Consider the following 14,790-nt stretch of genomic DNA (forward strand, 5'->3'; position numbering starts at 1 on the left):
CACCTATATGTTATAAGTTTTTGTTATCAAACTTATACATTTAATATATTTAACTTTATAAGAATATACTGGGATAATACACACATCAAATATTAGAAAGTATTTTAGGTAATAAAAATGAAAAAATTTATGTTTGCGGCAGTATCAATGTTTAGTATTATTTCGGTTTCTAATGCTAGTAACTTACATCAAATAAATAGTTTTTCATCTAAATCATTTCCAGCACCTGTAATAATATTGGCGGAATAAAAGCTATTATTTAGGTTGTGCTATAACATAGATTCCTTTTATACCTTTTGAATCTTGCCACATATATTGAAATCTATCTGGATTAATAACACTCAATCCATAAACTGTTTTCACATTATTAAAATGTGCTGCTGGATCAATCATAAATAATGTATCTTTATCATCATCAATTGTTTTTCCCAACTTCTGATATCCCGATACCAATGTCCAGTGCCCTCCCCAATCAATCCAATCTACAAGTACAGGTACACCTTTGTCTATACTCTCATAAATCAATTTGATATCACCATCAGTAGCATATTTCACCTCAAAACCATGCTTTTCTAACCAGTTAGCTATCTGTTGTGCTGTAGTACCATAATCATCATTTGTACCCATCTCTTTAGCTATTTGTAACTCCATTTGATGATTCATTTGAGAATCCTTAAGAACTCCATAATAATTAAGCAAGCTCATAACAGCAGATGGTCCGCAAGTATAATCGGTAGTTTGTTGATGATCTTTTATGTCTAGTATTTTTATATTCTTATCTGTTGATAAATCAAATGTCTTGACAACATTTTCTATATAAGTTTTATTAGCATATTCTCCCGAACTATAACTTAAACTCATAGTAAAAATTAAAGTTAATAAAATAAAAATTACTCTTTTAGACATATCATTTAGCCCACTAATTTAGAAATTTGAGAGATTTTAGCATTAACTTTGAAAAAAGAAATTAAAATCTGCTAGATCACTTGAATATAATAAACTTTATTGATAACATTTCGTTAATTCGCGAAACATAGGTTTATGAAAATGAAATTAGCAAACATTGTAGATTTTCAAAAAGCATTAGGTGATGAAACTAGGATTAGAATTCTAATGGTTATATATCAGCATGAACTATGCCTTTGTCATCTAGCTCATATTTTCAAACTTGCAAACTCAACACTATCTAAACATTTAGATATACTTAGACGTAATGGTTTTATACATAAGCGTAAACAAGGCAGATTCCACTACTTTTATTTTAATCCTGCATTTAAAGAGCAGTTAAACTGGCTACTAGACACTCTTAATGATGACGAAATTATTCAAGCCGATCAAAAACTAGTCAAGAACTTAATACAAGAAAATCTAGAGCATTTACCAGAGATACATGCAAAGGAGAGTATTGTATGAGTAAACAATATCAAAGCTTTAAAGTATATGGATTAGACTGTATTGAAGAGATCAATATTATCAAAAAAACATTAAGTAAAAAAATCGCCGCAGATAGTATGCAATTTGACCTACTCAATGGTAAATTATCTATTGATAATCAAAATGTTTCTGAAAAAGAAATTATAACTCTAATAAAAAAAGTAGGGTTAAAAGCAATTACTTGGGATGAGCATATTACAGAAAGTCAAAACATCAGTTTTTTAACTAAATACTCTCGACTAATTACAACTCTACTTAGTGGAGTATTCATCATTTTTGCATACTTGTATCATAGTATAAATCATGGCTTTGTACATGCATTTATAGGTAATGAAAGCTTCTCTCAAACAGTTCCTCTTATATCTCAAGCCTCTTACTTAATAGCTATTTTATTAGGCAGTCGGTTTGTTTTACCCAAAGCAATCTCTGCTATTAAAAGGCTTGATGCTGATATGAACCTCTTAATGTTAATTGCGATAACTGGCGCAATTATTATTGGTCAATTATTTGAAGCAGCCATAGTAAGCTTTTTGTTTGCTTTTTCACTTTTGCTTGAATCATGGAGTGTCGCAAATGCTCGATCAGCGATAACAAAGCTTATGAAACTAACTCCAGATACAGCTCTAGTTTATTGTTGTCATGATAAACAATTTGAAGAAAAGCCTCTAGCAGAAATAAATACAGGCAAAACTCTTCTAATAAAACCAGGACAAAGAATTGCTCTAGATGGAATTATACTTAAAGGTAATAGCTATATAAATCAAGCACCTATAACAGGTGAATCTATTCCTGTGGAAAAAACCATTGGTGATCAAGTTTTTGCAGGAAGTATAAATGGAAACTCCGCGATTGAGATAAAAACGACAAGTACAGCTGAAAACTCATCGATTGCAAAAATAATCCAAGCTATTGAACATGCTCAATCAAAACGCTCAAAAGCAGAGAAATGGGTTGATAAGTTTGCTAAGATTTACACCCCTACAATGATATTTTTAGCCATTATAATAGCTACTATCCCTCCACTCTTACTAAATGAGTCTTGGCTTAAATGGGGCTATGAAGCTTTAGTAATACTAGTTATCGCTTGCCCTTGTGCATTAGTGATATCTACACCAATTTCAATAGTTTCAAGTTTGGCAAAAGCTGCTAGAAATGGGATCTTGATCAAAGGTGGTGAATTCATAGAAATACCAGCCAAGTTAAAAGCTATTGCCTTTGATAAGACTGGTACATTAACACAAGGCAATCCTTCTATTACAGAAATAATCATCACACAAAACTATTCACAACAACAATTAATTACCATAGCTGCAAGTCTTGAGAGTTCTGTTGATCACCCAATCGCTAAGGCTATTTTAGACTATGCCAAAAATAACAATATAACGTTTACACAGGCGACAAATACTGAGGTTTTAGGTGGTAAAGGAGTAATAGGAAAAGTTAATGAAAGTAGCTTTTGGCTTGGAAACCATGCTTTTGCTCATGAGAAACAACTATGTAATAATGAAGATCTGCATGCACAAGCGATAAAACTTGCAAATAATGGTCAAACATTGATTTTCATTGGTAGTGATGAAAATATTATTGGTATTATTGCTATACAAGATATAATAAAAAATAATGTCAACAATGCTCTCAAACAACTAAAAAAACTTGGGATTAATCAAACCATCATGCTTACAGGTGATAATACTGCAACAGCTCAGTCCATAGCTACACAAGCTGGAATTGATAAATTCTATGCAGAGCTACTACCTCAAGATAAGGTTGCTAAAGTTGAGGAACTAGCTAATGACTATGAGAATATTGCTATGGTTGGAGATGGTATAAATGATGCTCCTGCGCTAGCAAGATCTAATTTAGGAATTGCCATGGGTACTATAGGTAATGATATCGCAATAGAAACTGCAGATATTGCGCTTATGTCTGATGATATTGCAAAGCTACCTTGGCTTATCAAGCATTCAAAGAAAACATTAAAAATAATAAAACAGAATATAACTTTTGCTATTGCTATAAAAGCGATTTTTATATCTCTTGCAATAACTGATTTAGCTACTTTATGGATGGCAATAGCTGCTGATATGGGAGCTACTCTGATTGTAATTATAAATTCACTCAGATTACTAAAATAAGCTAAATATCATATCTCATCCACAGTGGTAGAAAGCGCTTAATATCATTCATAAACTTAAATAAACCAACATTTAGCTCAACATTACCATTAGGATCTGTTACTTTACGTGGGAATGCTATACCCGCACCAAAAAGCCCTGGTGCTATAATTCCCGTTGTAGGATCATAAACTCTAGCATCGATACTCTCTACACAAGGTATTCTTTGATCAAAACCTACTGCATAAATAACTTTATTATATTCATGTAAATGTTTATTTATCTCTTCACTAGTTGATAAATATCTTTTGACTCGACTATCTAAATTTTGGGAGATATTTTTTCTAACCCATTTAGCTGTCTCACCTTTTAAACCTGAGTTATCGTATAGAATCCAGTCTCCCATATTGATAGCATACTTCAACGGTTGACGATAGAAGTTAGCAACATCTTCAACACCGAGCTCAATTAAATTTCTAATAATTATCATTGCTGAATGAGATGATCCAAATACAGCCACCCTATCACCTTCAATAAGCTCTTTTTTTAACTTAGATGGCGATAATGCTGTAGCAAGATCAATTTCTTTTGTAGTTTCAGGATTATGAATATTCAAAGTTTTAGGTATAGAGCCTGTAGCTAAAACAACTTTCTCAGCCATATAGTTTTCTCTTGCACCATAGAGATTCCATACACCCTGGGCTACTTTCATTTCTGCAATAGTATCTATACTGTAATCAACTTTTTGAAGTAGATTGTCTGTGATATATTGCAAAGGTTCTGCAACATCTTTTAACTGTGAGAATCCTTGTTTATCGTAATTTTCTAGAGCAAATTTTTGTAACTTTTTTTCAAACTCAAAAGATTTTATATCATTAAGAAATCTCAAAAATAACTCTACCGTTGTATTACTGCTAACTTCTCCCCATTTTTTACCGAAATCACCAACACCAAAATTCGGATCAATCCAAAGTATATTTTTTGCATTTATACCATTATCCAACAACTGCCCAATAGTTGCCATACCAGCAGGACCTGCACCAACCACTGCCCACTTATATTTTATAAAGCTTTCCATAACTAACCTAATTTATTTACCTAAAACATATTATACTCAATCATCAATATACTATCTTAATAAATCTTATCTATATTGAATATCAGAAAATCTTATAATAAAATCATATAATATAAGCATTACTAAAATATAAATATGCGAATCACATTAAAACAACTACAAGTTTTTGTCAATACTGCAAAATCTGAATCCATTAGTGCTGGTGCTGAAAAATGTTTCATCTCACAAGCTGCTGCAAGTATGTCACTATCTCAACTTGAAAACATGCTTGATACGACATTATTTGATCGTGTTGGCAAAAGAATGAAACTAAATGATAATGGTAAAAACCTACTAGCAAAGGCTATCAAAATTTTAGATGAAATTGAAGAGTTTGAATCGTTTAGCTTAAATAGCACTCAATTATCTGGGAAAATAGTTATTGGTGCCAGTACCACAATAGCTAACTATGTATTACCAAAGTATGTAGCAATGTTTAGAAAGTTACATCCAGATACAGATTTTGAAATTATTTCAGGCAATACAAAAGAAATTATAAGTAGTGTTGAGTCACTAAACTGTGATGTAGGCTTTGTCGAAGGCGAATGTAATAGTAAAACATTAGAGACTCACCTTTGGGCAAAAGATAGTCTAAAAGTAATTTGTCGTATTGACCACCCATTAACTAAGAAAAAAAATATCAAGATAAAAGATCTTTTAGATTATGAGTGGGCAATGAGAGAGCAAGGCTCTGGAACATTTGAAATATTTTTCAATGCTCTTGAAGATAAAGTATCAAGCATAAAAAAAGCTATAACTCTACGCAGCTCAGAAGCAATAAAGCAGTATATTGCATATAGCGACTGCTTAGCTTGTATATCTGAAGTAATTACAACTCAAGCTTTAGACACTGCTAAATATTGCATACTTGAAACTAAAGAGCTCGATTTATCTAGAAACTTCTACAAACTACTTCACGAGAAAAAATACCACACCGCATTAACACAAGCTTTTTGTAAATTTGTAGAAGATGATATCAAATAGCTAAGATAAAACTTGAAAATCTTAGACTTTGGAGTCATCTTTACATAAGTAACACAAATTCAAATAAACGGAGATAATAAAATGTCTATAGGAATAATTCTACTGATAATTATAGCTATAGCTGCTGTATATATAGTTATGACTTACAACAAACTAATAGCAGAGATCGAAACTGTCAAAAATTCTGAAAAACAAATCGATGTACAACTTGATCGCAGAGCCAAAGTATTTGACTCATTAGTAAATGTTGTTAAAAAATATATGGACTACGAACAAACAACACTAAAGCAAGTTGTAGCACTAAGAAACCAAGCTAATTTAGCTAAAGCAAATGGCGATATTCAAGAAAGAATAAATGCTGAAAATCAGATCTCTGATCTAGCAAAAGGTATAAATGTTCAATTTGAGAACTATCCAGAATTAAAAGCTAATCAAAACGTAATTCAGTTACAAGAGGAAATTACATCTACTGAAAATAAATTAGCTTTTGCTAAACAAGCTCTTAATGACTCAATAGAAAAATACAATGCTCATAAAAAATCCTTCTTTGCTGGGATGGTAGTTAATATCTTCAAGAAGCTAAATGAAGAATTTGTATACTGGAATATCTCAGAAGAGAAAAAACAACAACTAGAAGACTCTAGAGTGGAACTATAAGATGTCAAATACTGATAATCTACAATATGGATCTGTTAACTGGCGTGAAGTTGTTCGTAAAAATACTTATCGCACATATTTTGTCATAGCAACATTCCTAATTGTTTTTTTTCTGCTAGGAATTTTTGTTGATACCTTTTGGCGATATGGTGAGTTTGCGAATGCTTACTATAGTAAATATGGTATTGAGCTACCTATATCGAAAGTATTTTATGCATTAGCAACATTTCAAATACCTCCTTACGCTACTATGATCATATCTGCTATAGCAGTAATTTGGATATTCATCACTTTTAGTATGTATGACAAAATTATGCTATCTGGCACTGAATATCATGAGGTTTCAGCAGATAACCAAGATCCTTTAGCTCGTCGTGTATATAATGTTGTTGAAGAAATGAAAGTAGCTGCGGGTATGCGATATATGCCAAAGGTTTTTTTAATTGACGCCAATTATATGAATGCTTTTGCATCAGGTTACTCTGAAAAATCCGCAATGGTTGCTATCACAACAAAACTTGCAAACGCTCTTAACCGTGATGAGCTACAAGCTGTTATGGCGCATGAGTTAACTCATATTAGAAATCAAGATATTAAGCTCAACTTATTCACTATGGTTTTATCCAATATGATGCTTATTATTATGGATTTCTTATTTTACTCAGCTCTTTTCTCAGGAAACAATAATAATGGCAACAGCAATAATCGTAACAATAATGCTGCCGTATTTTTTATCATTATTATGATTTTAAGATATGTGTTACAAATTTTTACAATATTTATGATGCTATTCTTGAGTCGTACAAGAGAGTATATGGCAGATGCTGGAGCAGTTGAGCTAATGCGTACAAATGTACCAATGGCAAATGCTCTACTAAAGATTGCTGGCGATAGTAAAACAGCAGAAGCTCAATATAGCTATAAGCATAATAAAAATGAAAATCTCCGTCGTGCGTCATATATCTTTGATCCACTAAGTGCTGGTATAGGCAGTGGAGATATGTCTGATATGTTCTCTACTCATCCATCTATCGAAAAAAGACTTGCTTCGATTGGAGTCAAATCCAAGTAAAACAAAAACTATCCTTTAATATTTTTTTAATCTATTTTCACCTAAAAATAAGATATAATAATAAGACATACAAACAAACTACTCCTCTATATGAATATAAAAACTCAACATAATGGTTTTACTATAGTTGAGTTAATTATAACTATAGCAATAATTACTATCTTAGCAACTCTTGGTTATGCAACATACTCTGATTACATAATTAAGACAAAAATAGCTACTGAAGTGTCTGTATTAACAGCACGCGCAAAAGAAATATGGGACTTTAAAAAAGATAATAAAAACTTTTACCTTGAAGGTGATTACTCTGAAGTTAATGAGTATGCAGCTCTTACGAAAAATATCGGTACAGCTGGGGGAAGTGGCATAGTAAATGGATATGCTGAGATTATGGTACGCCCAGAAAGTGTACCAACAGATATGGTAAGATGGAGGTGTGTAGTTGCAGGCAATACTCTAAATGAATCTAACATACCAGAGCATTGTATACTTGGTGATGCTACTTTCTTTAGGATACTTAAAGAAAATAATATGATTTTTAGTGAAGATAGCTTCCAATACGATGAAACAACAGTAGATGATGATGACTGGGGTAAGGTTGATACAGGCAGTGACTTCCTTGGAAAATGGTATATAACTGGTGGTGATGAGCAAATAGAAATTTGGAATAATTTTGATAATATTGATGATATCCGACCAAATGTTGCTGAGCTTGACGGCGATAGGAATGAGATTGTTGACTTTTCTCATGATTTAGCATCAAAAGGTTTTGATAGTATGCAAATGTCATTTGATTTTTACTCTAGAACTGGTGATGACTCAAGTAACTTTGAAGTTTATTTAGGTGATGAGCTTGTCTATACACATAATAGCTTCTCTAAAGGTTGGCAAAAAATTGACATAGATTTACAAAATACTAGTGCTTCAGGTAAGACCTTAACACTAAGAGAGTCCGGAAAAGATGATAGTTACGGTGCACTAATAGATTTAGAATCAATTAGAGTGACTCCTAACAAAATCGCCTAAAGTTCTAAAGCTTGGAGCTATAAATTTAGTAAAAAATATATTATAATCCCTATTTATATTGTTATTCTTATACAATTCAAACATTAAATCTAAAATTTAATAACTAAGAGAAATAAATGTCAGAACAAGAACCACGTAAAAAACTTTCTTTAGGTAGTAGAAAAAAGCTATCAGTAAACAGAACTTCTAGTCTAAGCACAAACCTCAAAACTAGACTACAAGCCAAAAAAGAAGATAATATTCAAAACTTTTTTAATAACGCTGATAAAGAGCTTCGTGAATTGTATCAACAAAGACAGACATTAGAAGACCAAATTAAACAAATTGAGCAAAGACTTCTTTTTGCAAAAAGTGAACCATTACAAGAGTTTCTATTTGAATTGAAAACAAAAGATTTTGCATTACTAGCAAAGATAAATTCTCATATAAATACTCTTTAAGATTTTATTTTATAAGAATTATACTTATTAAGAACTAGAATATACTTTCAAATATTTCTTTAATACCTTTTTTAGCAAGACCTAGCATTTTAGCAAATTCTTCTTCTGAGAAGTCTTTGCCTTCTGCTGTACCTTGAATCTCAATCATACCACCATTTGAATTCATAACTACATTCATATCTGTTTCAGCATTAGAGTCTTCATCATAATCTAAATCAAGTACAGGCTCATTATTGTAAATACCTACAGATATTGCAGCAACCTGAGACATTAATGGATTAGTTTGTTCATCAAGCATACCATTTTGCTTCATATAATCTATAGCATCCCTGATAGCTAATGATGCTCCAGTAATAGACGCTGTACGTGTGCCACCATCTGCTTGGATTACATCACAGTCGACTTTGATAGTATTTTCACCTATTTTCTTTAAATCAACACTTGCACGTAATGCTCTACCAATTAGTCTTTGAATTTCTTGTGTTCTACCAGATTGCTTACCTCTAGCAGCTTCTCTATCCATACGAGTATGAGTTGAACGCGGTAACATACCATATTCAGCAGTTAACCACCCCTCACCAGAATCTTTTTTGAATCTTGGTACACCAGCAACTACAGAAGCTGTACATAAAACTTTAGTATCACCAAATTCTATTAAAACTGAACCTTCAGCATGTTTTGTAAAATTATGTGTAACTTTTAAAGTACGTAATTGATCGTTATTTCTTCCACTTGGACGCATTTTGGAACCCTTTTAATTAAATTCATAAGTATTAAGTGTATAATTATACAAATCGATATTAAAATAAGAAACCTTAAGTTTAAGGTATTTCTGATATATGAATATTATTAACAAACAAAATTTATCAAAAGTAGAAAGATACTGGCTTAATGATGCAAAAAACTTAGTTACAAGCCTATCAAAAAGCTATGGTGAAATTATATTAGATAAGATCTCTCAGTGTTTTACAAATGTTAATCAGTTAGAAGCATCACTATTAGATATTAAGTCTGCATTAGTACGACAAATAACTCTTTCAAGCATCAATGAAACATTAATTTTTGCTAGGACAATTATTCCCTGTGATACTTATGATTTTTTTTCACAAGAAGTTGATAGCCTTGGCACAAAACCAATTGGTGATAATCTACTTTTTGAAAAATCTAAATTTACTCGTGATGAATTCATAATCCGTAAATTATCTAGTGATGCTTTTTATCAAGAAACAAGTAGACATATTCAGCAAGAGATCTTTTCTCGTAGTTCGATATTTACATATAAAAATAATCAAGAGCTTAAATTTTTAATTACAGAATATTTTCTAGTTTTACCGGAGTTATGTAATGCAGAGTAATACAAAATTCAAAGCATATATTATGCTAATGAGATTGCATCGCCCTATTCCAATACTGCTAATTCTTTGGCCAACTCTTACCGCACTAGTTTTGGCAAGTCATGGTATTCCAGATATTAAATATTTGATTATCTTCACTATTGGTGTGGTTGTAATGCGTACAGTAGGTTGTATTGTTAATGATATTGCAGACATAGATTTCGACAAACATGTAGAGCGTACCAATACTCGACCTTTAACCAGTGGTAAACTTAATGTCAAGAATGCATTATACTTGTGTCTAGCTCTTACGATAGTTGCTTTTATCTGTGTATTGTTTTTAAACTTATACACAATTTTATTATCATTTGTCGCCTTATTTTTAGCCGTACTTTATCCATTTTGTAAAAGATTTTTTGCAATTCCTCAATTAGTGCTTGGCTTGGCTTTTAATTTTGGTATCTTTATGGCCTTCTCAGCTACACAAAACAAAATACCTTTAGAAGCTTGGATATTTTATTTATCTACTATTTGCTGGACTATAGCTTATGATACTATTTATGCATTAGCTGATCGAGATTTTGATTTAGAAATTGGTATAAAGTCATCAGCTGTTTTATTTGGAGATAAAGTATTTAAATACATCTTTTTATTCAATTTCATATCATTAGTACTTCTGATAGCTCTAGGTATATATCTAAGCTTTAATATTATTTTTTATATAGGTGTTGTTATTAGTGCTTTTTTATTTATCAGAAATTATTTCTTATACAAAAAACTAGGTATAGCTAACTGTATAAAGGCTTTTTCTGATAATCACTGGATTGGCTTGATAATATTTATCGTAGTGGTTATACAATATCTTTAGTAAAGGATTTTTTTGTGATTAAAGTTTTCTATGATGGTAAATGCGGATTATGCTCAAAAGAGATAAATCACTATAAAAATATAGCACCAGAAAATATTTTTGAATGGATTGATATTACCGAAATATCTGAAGAAAGTCTTAACAAAGAAAATTTAGATACTCTATCTTGTCTGAAGCTATTTCATGTCAAAGATAACGAAGGTAAATTTCATACTGGAGTTGATGCCTTTATCATAACATGGAGCCAATTAAACAAATGGAGAAAGTTAGCAACTATTATTAAACTACCACTAATATATAGTTTTGCTAAAATTATATATAGTCTGTTTGCGAAATGGCGTTTTAATCGTTTAACCCATTGTAAAATAAGGTAACCTAAACTGGAGAGTAGATGAACTTAATAATTGGTGCGATCTTAGGTTTTATATCAGTAGCTTTTGGTGCTTACGCAGAACATGGTTTAAAATCACAAATCTCAGCTGAACATTTTGAATTTATAATGACAGCTATACGTTATAATCAAACCTATGCTATCGTAATTAGCGGTATTGGAATAGCTCTTTTAAGTAGTAAGAGCTTATCACGATGTTTAACTCTTAAACTAAGCAACTTATTTTTTATAGTTGGCACAATATTATTTAGTTTCAGCATTTATATTTCTGTGGTTTATAATATACCTATTATTTTGAAGCTAGCACCATTAGGTGGTACCACACTGATGATAGGCTGGCTAATGCTAATTTTAGCTGCTGTTTTTTTGAAGAAGAACCTAAAGAGAAGCTTATGAAGAGATATACAATTACACTAGCATTATGTATATTTATCTTATCGGATACTGGCTTTGCAGATACCAAAGATAATCAAGGATATATAGTCAAACTTTACTTTGGCAGAACTATGAAAGATGATAAAGATAATATCTCTTACGTTTCAGATAAGATGTTCAAAAATTTTGAGAACAAATACATAACACCCGCTTTCCCTGATGGTTATACTGAAAATGATGCTAGAGGATATTGGCGTAGCCCAACAGGAACCACATATAGTGAAAAAACAAAAGTTGTCACAATACTTGCAGATGATAAATCAAAACAACTTGAACAAAAAGTAAACAATCTAGTCAATGTCTACGAGAAAACATATCATCAAGAAAGTGTCTTAGTAACGTACACAAAGACAGATTATTCTTTTATTTAAAACTGGCGGAGAGGAAGAGATTCGAACTCTCGATAGTCGTTAAACTATACACGCTTTCCGTGCGTGCTCCTTCAACCACTCGGACACCTCTCCAAAGAGATATTAAGTATACAGCAAAAGCTTATATTTTCAACTTTTAGATAATCATTACACCACCAGAAACAAACATCAAAACTATGAATAAATTCTTTAGGAGCTTTGGAGAAATTATCCCTAAATAATTAACTGCCAAAAGACTACCTGCCAATGCAAATATACCCGATGATACTAACAATGGAATATTTAGATAACCAAGTGTTGATGGTACATTAATACTAATTCCATAAGTAAGCACAAGTGCTGCAATTGATGAATTTATAAGCACACAGACACTAGTTATAGCTATAGCTTTTTTGATATCAGTACCAATCTTTATAAAAAACATTGTTGCAAAGGTTGTTGAGCTTGCCAAAACACTCAAAATACCACAAAATCCAAAAATACTATATCTAGCGCTTCTAGGTAATTTAACAACCTTATTATCATTGTGCAATATCATCCAGATACCACTCCCAAATAACAATATTGCAAAGACTATTTTCAAAAGATCTGTATTTATATGTTTTGCAACTATTGAGCCTACTAGCGCCCCTATAGATAAATATACTAAATAATACTTTAACTCTCCCAAGTGTATATTACCTTTACGATAGTGTTTGTATGTTGCTATAGAACTTAAAAATATAGACATCCCACAACAAGTTGCTATAGCTATTTGCATAGCAAAGTCCGCTCCATAAGTATGTACAATTATAAAATAAAAAGCTGGAACAGCTATCAAACCTGCTCCTCCACCAAGTAGCGTAGAAATAAAACTAGCTACAAAACCAACAATTGCTCCTAATATGATTAACATTATTTTTTTCCTATGATTATTTAAGATAGTTATAGACAGTAGCTCGACTAATATTTAGTGCGTTTGCAATGTATTTACTTGCATTCTTACCATCTAGTGCGCCTTGTTGTTTAAGTTCTAAAATCAAGTTTTTCTTTTGATCCCTTGTTAAATTATCAATTGATAAATTATTATCTATACAATATCTCTGCACAAAATTGTTAATTTTTTCATAAAGAGTATCTCTGAAAAGGCTCTGTTGTTGCTGCGACATTTGCATATTGTTATTATTTAGAAATACGTTTATTAAATTTTGATATCTATCAAACACAGAAATATCTAAATTTATGCATAATGTCCCTATAACATCATTTGTTGAGCTTTTAATTACAGTGATAATGCATTTCATTTTCCGCCCGTCATAATTTATTTTATCGTACGGCCCTATTACAAAATCATCGTAAGCATCTAAATCTATATGATCTAAATATGATATATCTCCAACTTCTCTTTTAGAGATAGGATTAAAAATCGCAACTATCTTGTTCTTAGATAAATCATGAATTACAACTTCTGCAAAAGGATGCAAAAGCCTACTTATAGCTTCCGCGACATTTATAAATTTTTCTAACTCAGGATTCATTTTGATATCTAAAACCATTTTTTAGATATATTAGTCTATTTTAGACTTTTTTGTCAACAAAATATTTTAAGAAGATTTAAACTTAGTACTGCGACATATATTTATAAAGTTAACAATTATAGGTCCAATAATATTCTGCCAAATTGCATAAAAAGTTGCAGCAATAGCTGCTTGATTACCAAAGAAGGTCAAAGCTATCACAATCCCTAAGCCAACATCTAATATACTAAACTCAAATAGCAAAGCTAATCTACTATCAAAATCTAGGCCCAAAACTTTACCTATTAAATATCCAAAAACATTAGCAAATATACTAAGGACTATAACGCTTAAAATAATATCTAAAGGTACAAGTATAATAGCGTCTTTATTTAAAGCTGTTACAACCATTACTATTAGCATAATCAAGAGTATTGGAATACTAGAGATTTTCTTTAAAGTTGAATCATTTAGTTTAGTAAATTTACTAATTAAAATTCCTAAAACTATCGGTAAGATAACTATTATTGCCATTGTTTCAAACATACCAAACCAGTCTAACTCAATACTCTTCGCAAAGAAAAAATAGATGATTAGTGGCATAACTATTGGTGCTAACAATGTTGTTAAGAAAGTTAAACTAACAGTAAGTGAAATATTTGCTCTAGCCAATAAAGCCATAACTCCTGAAGCCGTGCCTCCCGGACAAGCGCCAACAATAACTAGACCTATCAATGCGGTTAAACTCAACCCAAAAATCTTACCAATTATAAAAGCAGCTATTGATGTAACAGTTAATTTCAAAAACAATATAACTAGTAACTTTCCCTTGAGGTTAGCGACTTTTACAAAATCTTTTGGTTGTAGATGAAGTCCAATTACCAACATAATAGTAGCTAACAAATAAGTAATATATGGCTTTAATGGTATAAATATGTAAGGTACTGATATAGCTAAAAGAACTCCTAGTATCACTATAATTGCAAAATATTTCTGGATAAAATTCATTTTCATGGTTATTAACTATATTATTTAAAATTATTTTACATAC

Annotated in this window: 19 protein-coding genes and 1 tRNA gene; 13 read left to right on the forward strand and 7 right to left on the reverse strand. The window is 31.2% G+C overall.

The annotated features are described in order from the left end of the window. Positions 1-117 precede the first annotated feature (117 nt). On the forward strand, positions 118-249 hold the full coding sequence (locus tag F0R75_RS10300; protein ID WP_262875380.1) for a hypothetical protein: 132 nt from the start codon (positions 118-120) through the stop codon (positions 247-249). Positions 250-255: 6 nt separating this feature from the next. Here the strand turns inward: F0R75_RS10300 and F0R75_RS06865 are convergent, their stop codons facing one another. After that, positions 256-906 carry a peptidase C39 family protein gene (locus F0R75_RS06865; RefSeq protein WP_149367855.1) on the reverse strand — a complete coding sequence of 217 codons (651 nt, stop codon included), beginning with the start codon at positions 904-906 and terminating at the stop codon, positions 256-258. Positions 907-1,047: 141 nt separating this feature from the next. On the opposite strand from F0R75_RS06865, the gene F0R75_RS06870 reads away from it, so the two are divergent. Together F0R75_RS06870 and F0R75_RS06875 are read left to right on the forward strand one after the other, a co-directional pair. After that, on the forward strand, positions 1,048-1,413 hold the full coding sequence (locus F0R75_RS06870; protein ID WP_149367854.1) for an ArsR/SmtB family transcription factor: 366 nt from the start codon (positions 1,048-1,050) through the stop codon (positions 1,411-1,413). Beyond that, positions 1,410-3,569, forward strand: a complete 2,160-nt coding sequence (locus F0R75_RS06875; RefSeq protein ID WP_149367853.1) for a heavy metal translocating P-type ATPase — start codon at positions 1,410-1,412, stop codon at positions 3,567-3,569. The genes F0R75_RS06870 and F0R75_RS06875 overlap by 4 nt, the downstream gene beginning before the upstream one ends. Before the next feature lies 1 nt (position 3,570). Here the strand turns inward: F0R75_RS06875 and F0R75_RS06880 are convergent, their stop codons facing one another. Next, positions 3,571-4,626 carry an FAD-dependent oxidoreductase gene (locus F0R75_RS06880; RefSeq protein WP_149367852.1) on the reverse strand — a complete coding sequence of 352 codons (1,056 nt, stop codon included), beginning with the start codon at positions 4,624-4,626 and terminating at the stop codon, positions 3,571-3,573. A 135-nt stretch (positions 4,627-4,761) separates the two neighbouring features. On the opposite strand from F0R75_RS06880, the gene F0R75_RS06885 reads away from it, so the two are divergent. The 5 genes from F0R75_RS06885 to F0R75_RS06905 all read left to right on the forward strand — a co-directional run bounded on the left by F0R75_RS06885 (position 4,762) and on the right by F0R75_RS06905 (position 8,844). Then, positions 4,762-5,649, forward strand: a complete 888-nt coding sequence (locus F0R75_RS06885; RefSeq protein ID WP_149367851.1) for a LysR substrate-binding domain-containing protein — start codon at positions 4,762-4,764, stop codon at positions 5,647-5,649. A gap of 81 nt (positions 5,650-5,730) precedes the next feature. Beyond that, positions 5,731-6,306 carry a LemA family protein gene (locus tag F0R75_RS06890; protein WP_149367850.1) on the forward strand — a complete coding sequence of 192 codons (576 nt, stop codon included), beginning with the start codon at positions 5,731-5,733 and terminating at the stop codon, positions 6,304-6,306. A 1-nt stretch (position 6,307) separates the two neighbouring features. After that, on the forward strand, positions 6,308-7,378 hold the full coding sequence (gene htpX, locus F0R75_RS06895; protein WP_149367849.1) for a zinc metalloprotease HtpX: 1,071 nt from the start codon (positions 6,308-6,310) through the stop codon (positions 7,376-7,378). A gap of 90 nt (positions 7,379-7,468) precedes the next feature. Then, positions 7,469-8,404, forward strand: a complete 936-nt coding sequence (locus F0R75_RS06900; protein ID WP_149367848.1) for a prepilin-type N-terminal cleavage/methylation domain-containing protein — start codon at positions 7,469-7,471, stop codon at positions 8,402-8,404. Between the two features lie 116 nt (positions 8,405-8,520). Further along, positions 8,521-8,844: a hypothetical protein gene (locus F0R75_RS06905; protein WP_013922178.1), complete on the forward strand. Its 324-nt coding sequence runs from the start codon at positions 8,521-8,523 to the stop codon at positions 8,842-8,844. Positions 8,845-8,878: 34 nt separating this feature from the next. On the opposite strand, the gene rph is transcribed toward F0R75_RS06905, so the two are convergent. Further along, a complete protein-coding gene (gene rph, locus F0R75_RS06910) occupies positions 8,879-9,586 on the reverse strand; it encodes a ribonuclease PH (RefSeq protein WP_149367847.1) in 708 nt (235 codons plus the stop codon). A gap of 97 nt (positions 9,587-9,683) precedes the next feature. Between rph and F0R75_RS06915 the strand changes: the two genes are divergently transcribed. The 5 genes from F0R75_RS06915 to F0R75_RS06935 are packed head-to-tail and all read left to right on the forward strand — an operon-like array spanning position 9,684 to position 12,243. Beyond that, positions 9,684-10,199, forward strand: coding sequence for a chorismate--pyruvate lyase family protein (locus F0R75_RS06915; RefSeq protein ID WP_149367846.1), 516 nt, complete (start codon positions 9,684-9,686; stop codon positions 10,197-10,199). Further along, the gene (ubiA, locus tag F0R75_RS06920; RefSeq protein WP_149367845.1) at positions 10,189-11,046 is read left to right on the forward strand and encodes a 4-hydroxybenzoate octaprenyltransferase; all 858 of its coding nucleotides are present in this window, start codon (positions 10,189-10,191) and stop codon (positions 11,044-11,046) included. Before F0R75_RS06915 ends, ubiA begins: the two co-directional genes overlap by 11 nt. A gap of 14 nt (positions 11,047-11,060) precedes the next feature. Continuing rightward, a complete protein-coding gene (locus tag F0R75_RS06925; protein WP_149367844.1) occupies positions 11,061-11,420 on the forward strand; it encodes a thiol-disulfide oxidoreductase DCC family protein in 360 nt (119 codons plus the stop codon). 17 nt (positions 11,421-11,437) lie between these two features. Beyond that, a complete protein-coding gene (locus F0R75_RS06930; protein WP_004286463.1) occupies positions 11,438-11,833 on the forward strand; it encodes a DUF423 domain-containing protein in 396 nt (131 codons plus the stop codon). Next, the gene (locus tag F0R75_RS06935) at positions 11,830-12,243 is read left to right on the forward strand and encodes a DUF3574 domain-containing protein (RefSeq protein ID WP_149367843.1); all 414 of its coding nucleotides are present in this window, start codon (positions 11,830-11,832) and stop codon (positions 12,241-12,243) included. The genes F0R75_RS06930 and F0R75_RS06935 overlap by 4 nt, the downstream gene beginning before the upstream one ends. A 3-nt stretch (positions 12,244-12,246) precedes the next feature. Here the strand turns inward: F0R75_RS06935 and F0R75_RS06940 are convergent. From F0R75_RS06940 to F0R75_RS06955, 4 genes are all read right to left on the reverse strand, one after another. Next, positions 12,247-12,336 (reverse strand) — tRNA-Ser (locus F0R75_RS06940). Between the two features lie 43 nt (positions 12,337-12,379). Continuing rightward, positions 12,380-13,138 (reverse strand): sulfite exporter TauE/SafE family protein, encoded by a 759-nt coding sequence (locus F0R75_RS06945; protein WP_149367842.1) that lies wholly within the window; start codon positions 13,136-13,138, stop codon positions 12,380-12,382. A 16-nt stretch (positions 13,139-13,154) separates the two neighbouring features. After that, positions 13,155-13,778 carry a helix-turn-helix transcriptional regulator gene (locus F0R75_RS06950; protein WP_149367841.1) on the reverse strand — a complete coding sequence of 208 codons (624 nt, stop codon included), beginning with the start codon at positions 13,776-13,778 and terminating at the stop codon, positions 13,155-13,157. 48 nt (positions 13,779-13,826) lie between these two features. Beyond that, positions 13,827-14,747 carry a bile acid:sodium symporter family protein gene (locus F0R75_RS06955; RefSeq protein WP_149369187.1) on the reverse strand — a complete coding sequence of 307 codons (921 nt, stop codon included), beginning with the start codon at positions 14,745-14,747 and terminating at the stop codon, positions 13,827-13,829. Positions 14,748-14,790: the final 43 nt, after the last annotated feature.

The sequence above is a fragment of the Francisella marina genome, from assembly GCF_008369785.1.
Classification (GTDB): domain Bacteria; phylum Pseudomonadota; class Gammaproteobacteria; order Francisellales; family Francisellaceae; genus Francisella; species Francisella salimarina.

Bases quoted from the DNA above. Each gene is read 5' to 3' on its own strand.
- F0R75_RS10300 (WP_262875380.1), top strand. From the start codon at position 118: ATGAAAAAATTTATGTTTGCGGCAGTATCAATGTTTAGTATTATTTCG.
- F0R75_RS06865 (WP_149367855.1), bottom strand. From the start codon at position 906: ATGTCTAAAAGAGTAATTTTTATTTTATTAACTTTAATTTTTACTATG.
- F0R75_RS06870 (WP_149367854.1), top strand. From the start codon at position 1,048: ATGAAATTAGCAAACATTGTAGATTTTCAAAAAGCATTAGGTGATGAA.
- F0R75_RS06875 (WP_149367853.1), top strand. From the start codon at position 1,410: ATGAGTAAACAATATCAAAGCTTTAAAGTATATGGATTAGACTGTATT.
- F0R75_RS06880 (WP_149367852.1), bottom strand. From the start codon at position 4,626: ATGGAAAGCTTTATAAAATATAAGTGGGCAGTGGTTGGTGCAGGTCCT.
- F0R75_RS06885 (WP_149367851.1), top strand. From the start codon at position 4,762: ATGCGAATCACATTAAAACAACTACAAGTTTTTGTCAATACTGCAAAA.
- F0R75_RS06890 (WP_149367850.1), top strand. From the start codon at position 5,731: ATGTCTATAGGAATAATTCTACTGATAATTATAGCTATAGCTGCTGTA.
- htpX (WP_149367849.1), top strand. From the start codon at position 6,308: ATGTCAAATACTGATAATCTACAATATGGATCTGTTAACTGGCGTGAA.
- F0R75_RS06900 (WP_149367848.1), top strand. From the start codon at position 7,469: ATGAATATAAAAACTCAACATAATGGTTTTACTATAGTTGAGTTAATT.
- F0R75_RS06905 (WP_013922178.1), top strand. From the start codon at position 8,521: ATGTCAGAACAAGAACCACGTAAAAAACTTTCTTTAGGTAGTAGAAAA.
- rph (WP_149367847.1), bottom strand. From the start codon at position 9,586: ATGCGTCCAAGTGGAAGAAATAACGATCAATTACGTACTTTAAAAGTT.
- F0R75_RS06915 (WP_149367846.1), top strand. From the start codon at position 9,684: ATGAATATTATTAACAAACAAAATTTATCAAAAGTAGAAAGATACTGG.
- ubiA (WP_149367845.1), top strand. From the start codon at position 10,189: ATGCAGAGTAATACAAAATTCAAAGCATATATTATGCTAATGAGATTG.
- F0R75_RS06930 (WP_004286463.1), top strand. From the start codon at position 11,438: ATGAACTTAATAATTGGTGCGATCTTAGGTTTTATATCAGTAGCTTTT.
- F0R75_RS06935 (WP_149367843.1), top strand. From the start codon at position 11,830: ATGAAGAGATATACAATTACACTAGCATTATGTATATTTATCTTATCG.
- F0R75_RS06945 (WP_149367842.1), bottom strand. From the start codon at position 13,138: ATGTTAATCATATTAGGAGCAATTGTTGGTTTTGTAGCTAGTTTTATT.
- F0R75_RS06950 (WP_149367841.1), bottom strand. From the start codon at position 13,778: ATGGTTTTAGATATCAAAATGAATCCTGAGTTAGAAAAATTTATAAAT.
- F0R75_RS06955 (WP_149369187.1), bottom strand. From the start codon at position 14,747: ATGAATTTTATCCAGAAATATTTTGCAATTATAGTGATACTAGGAGTT.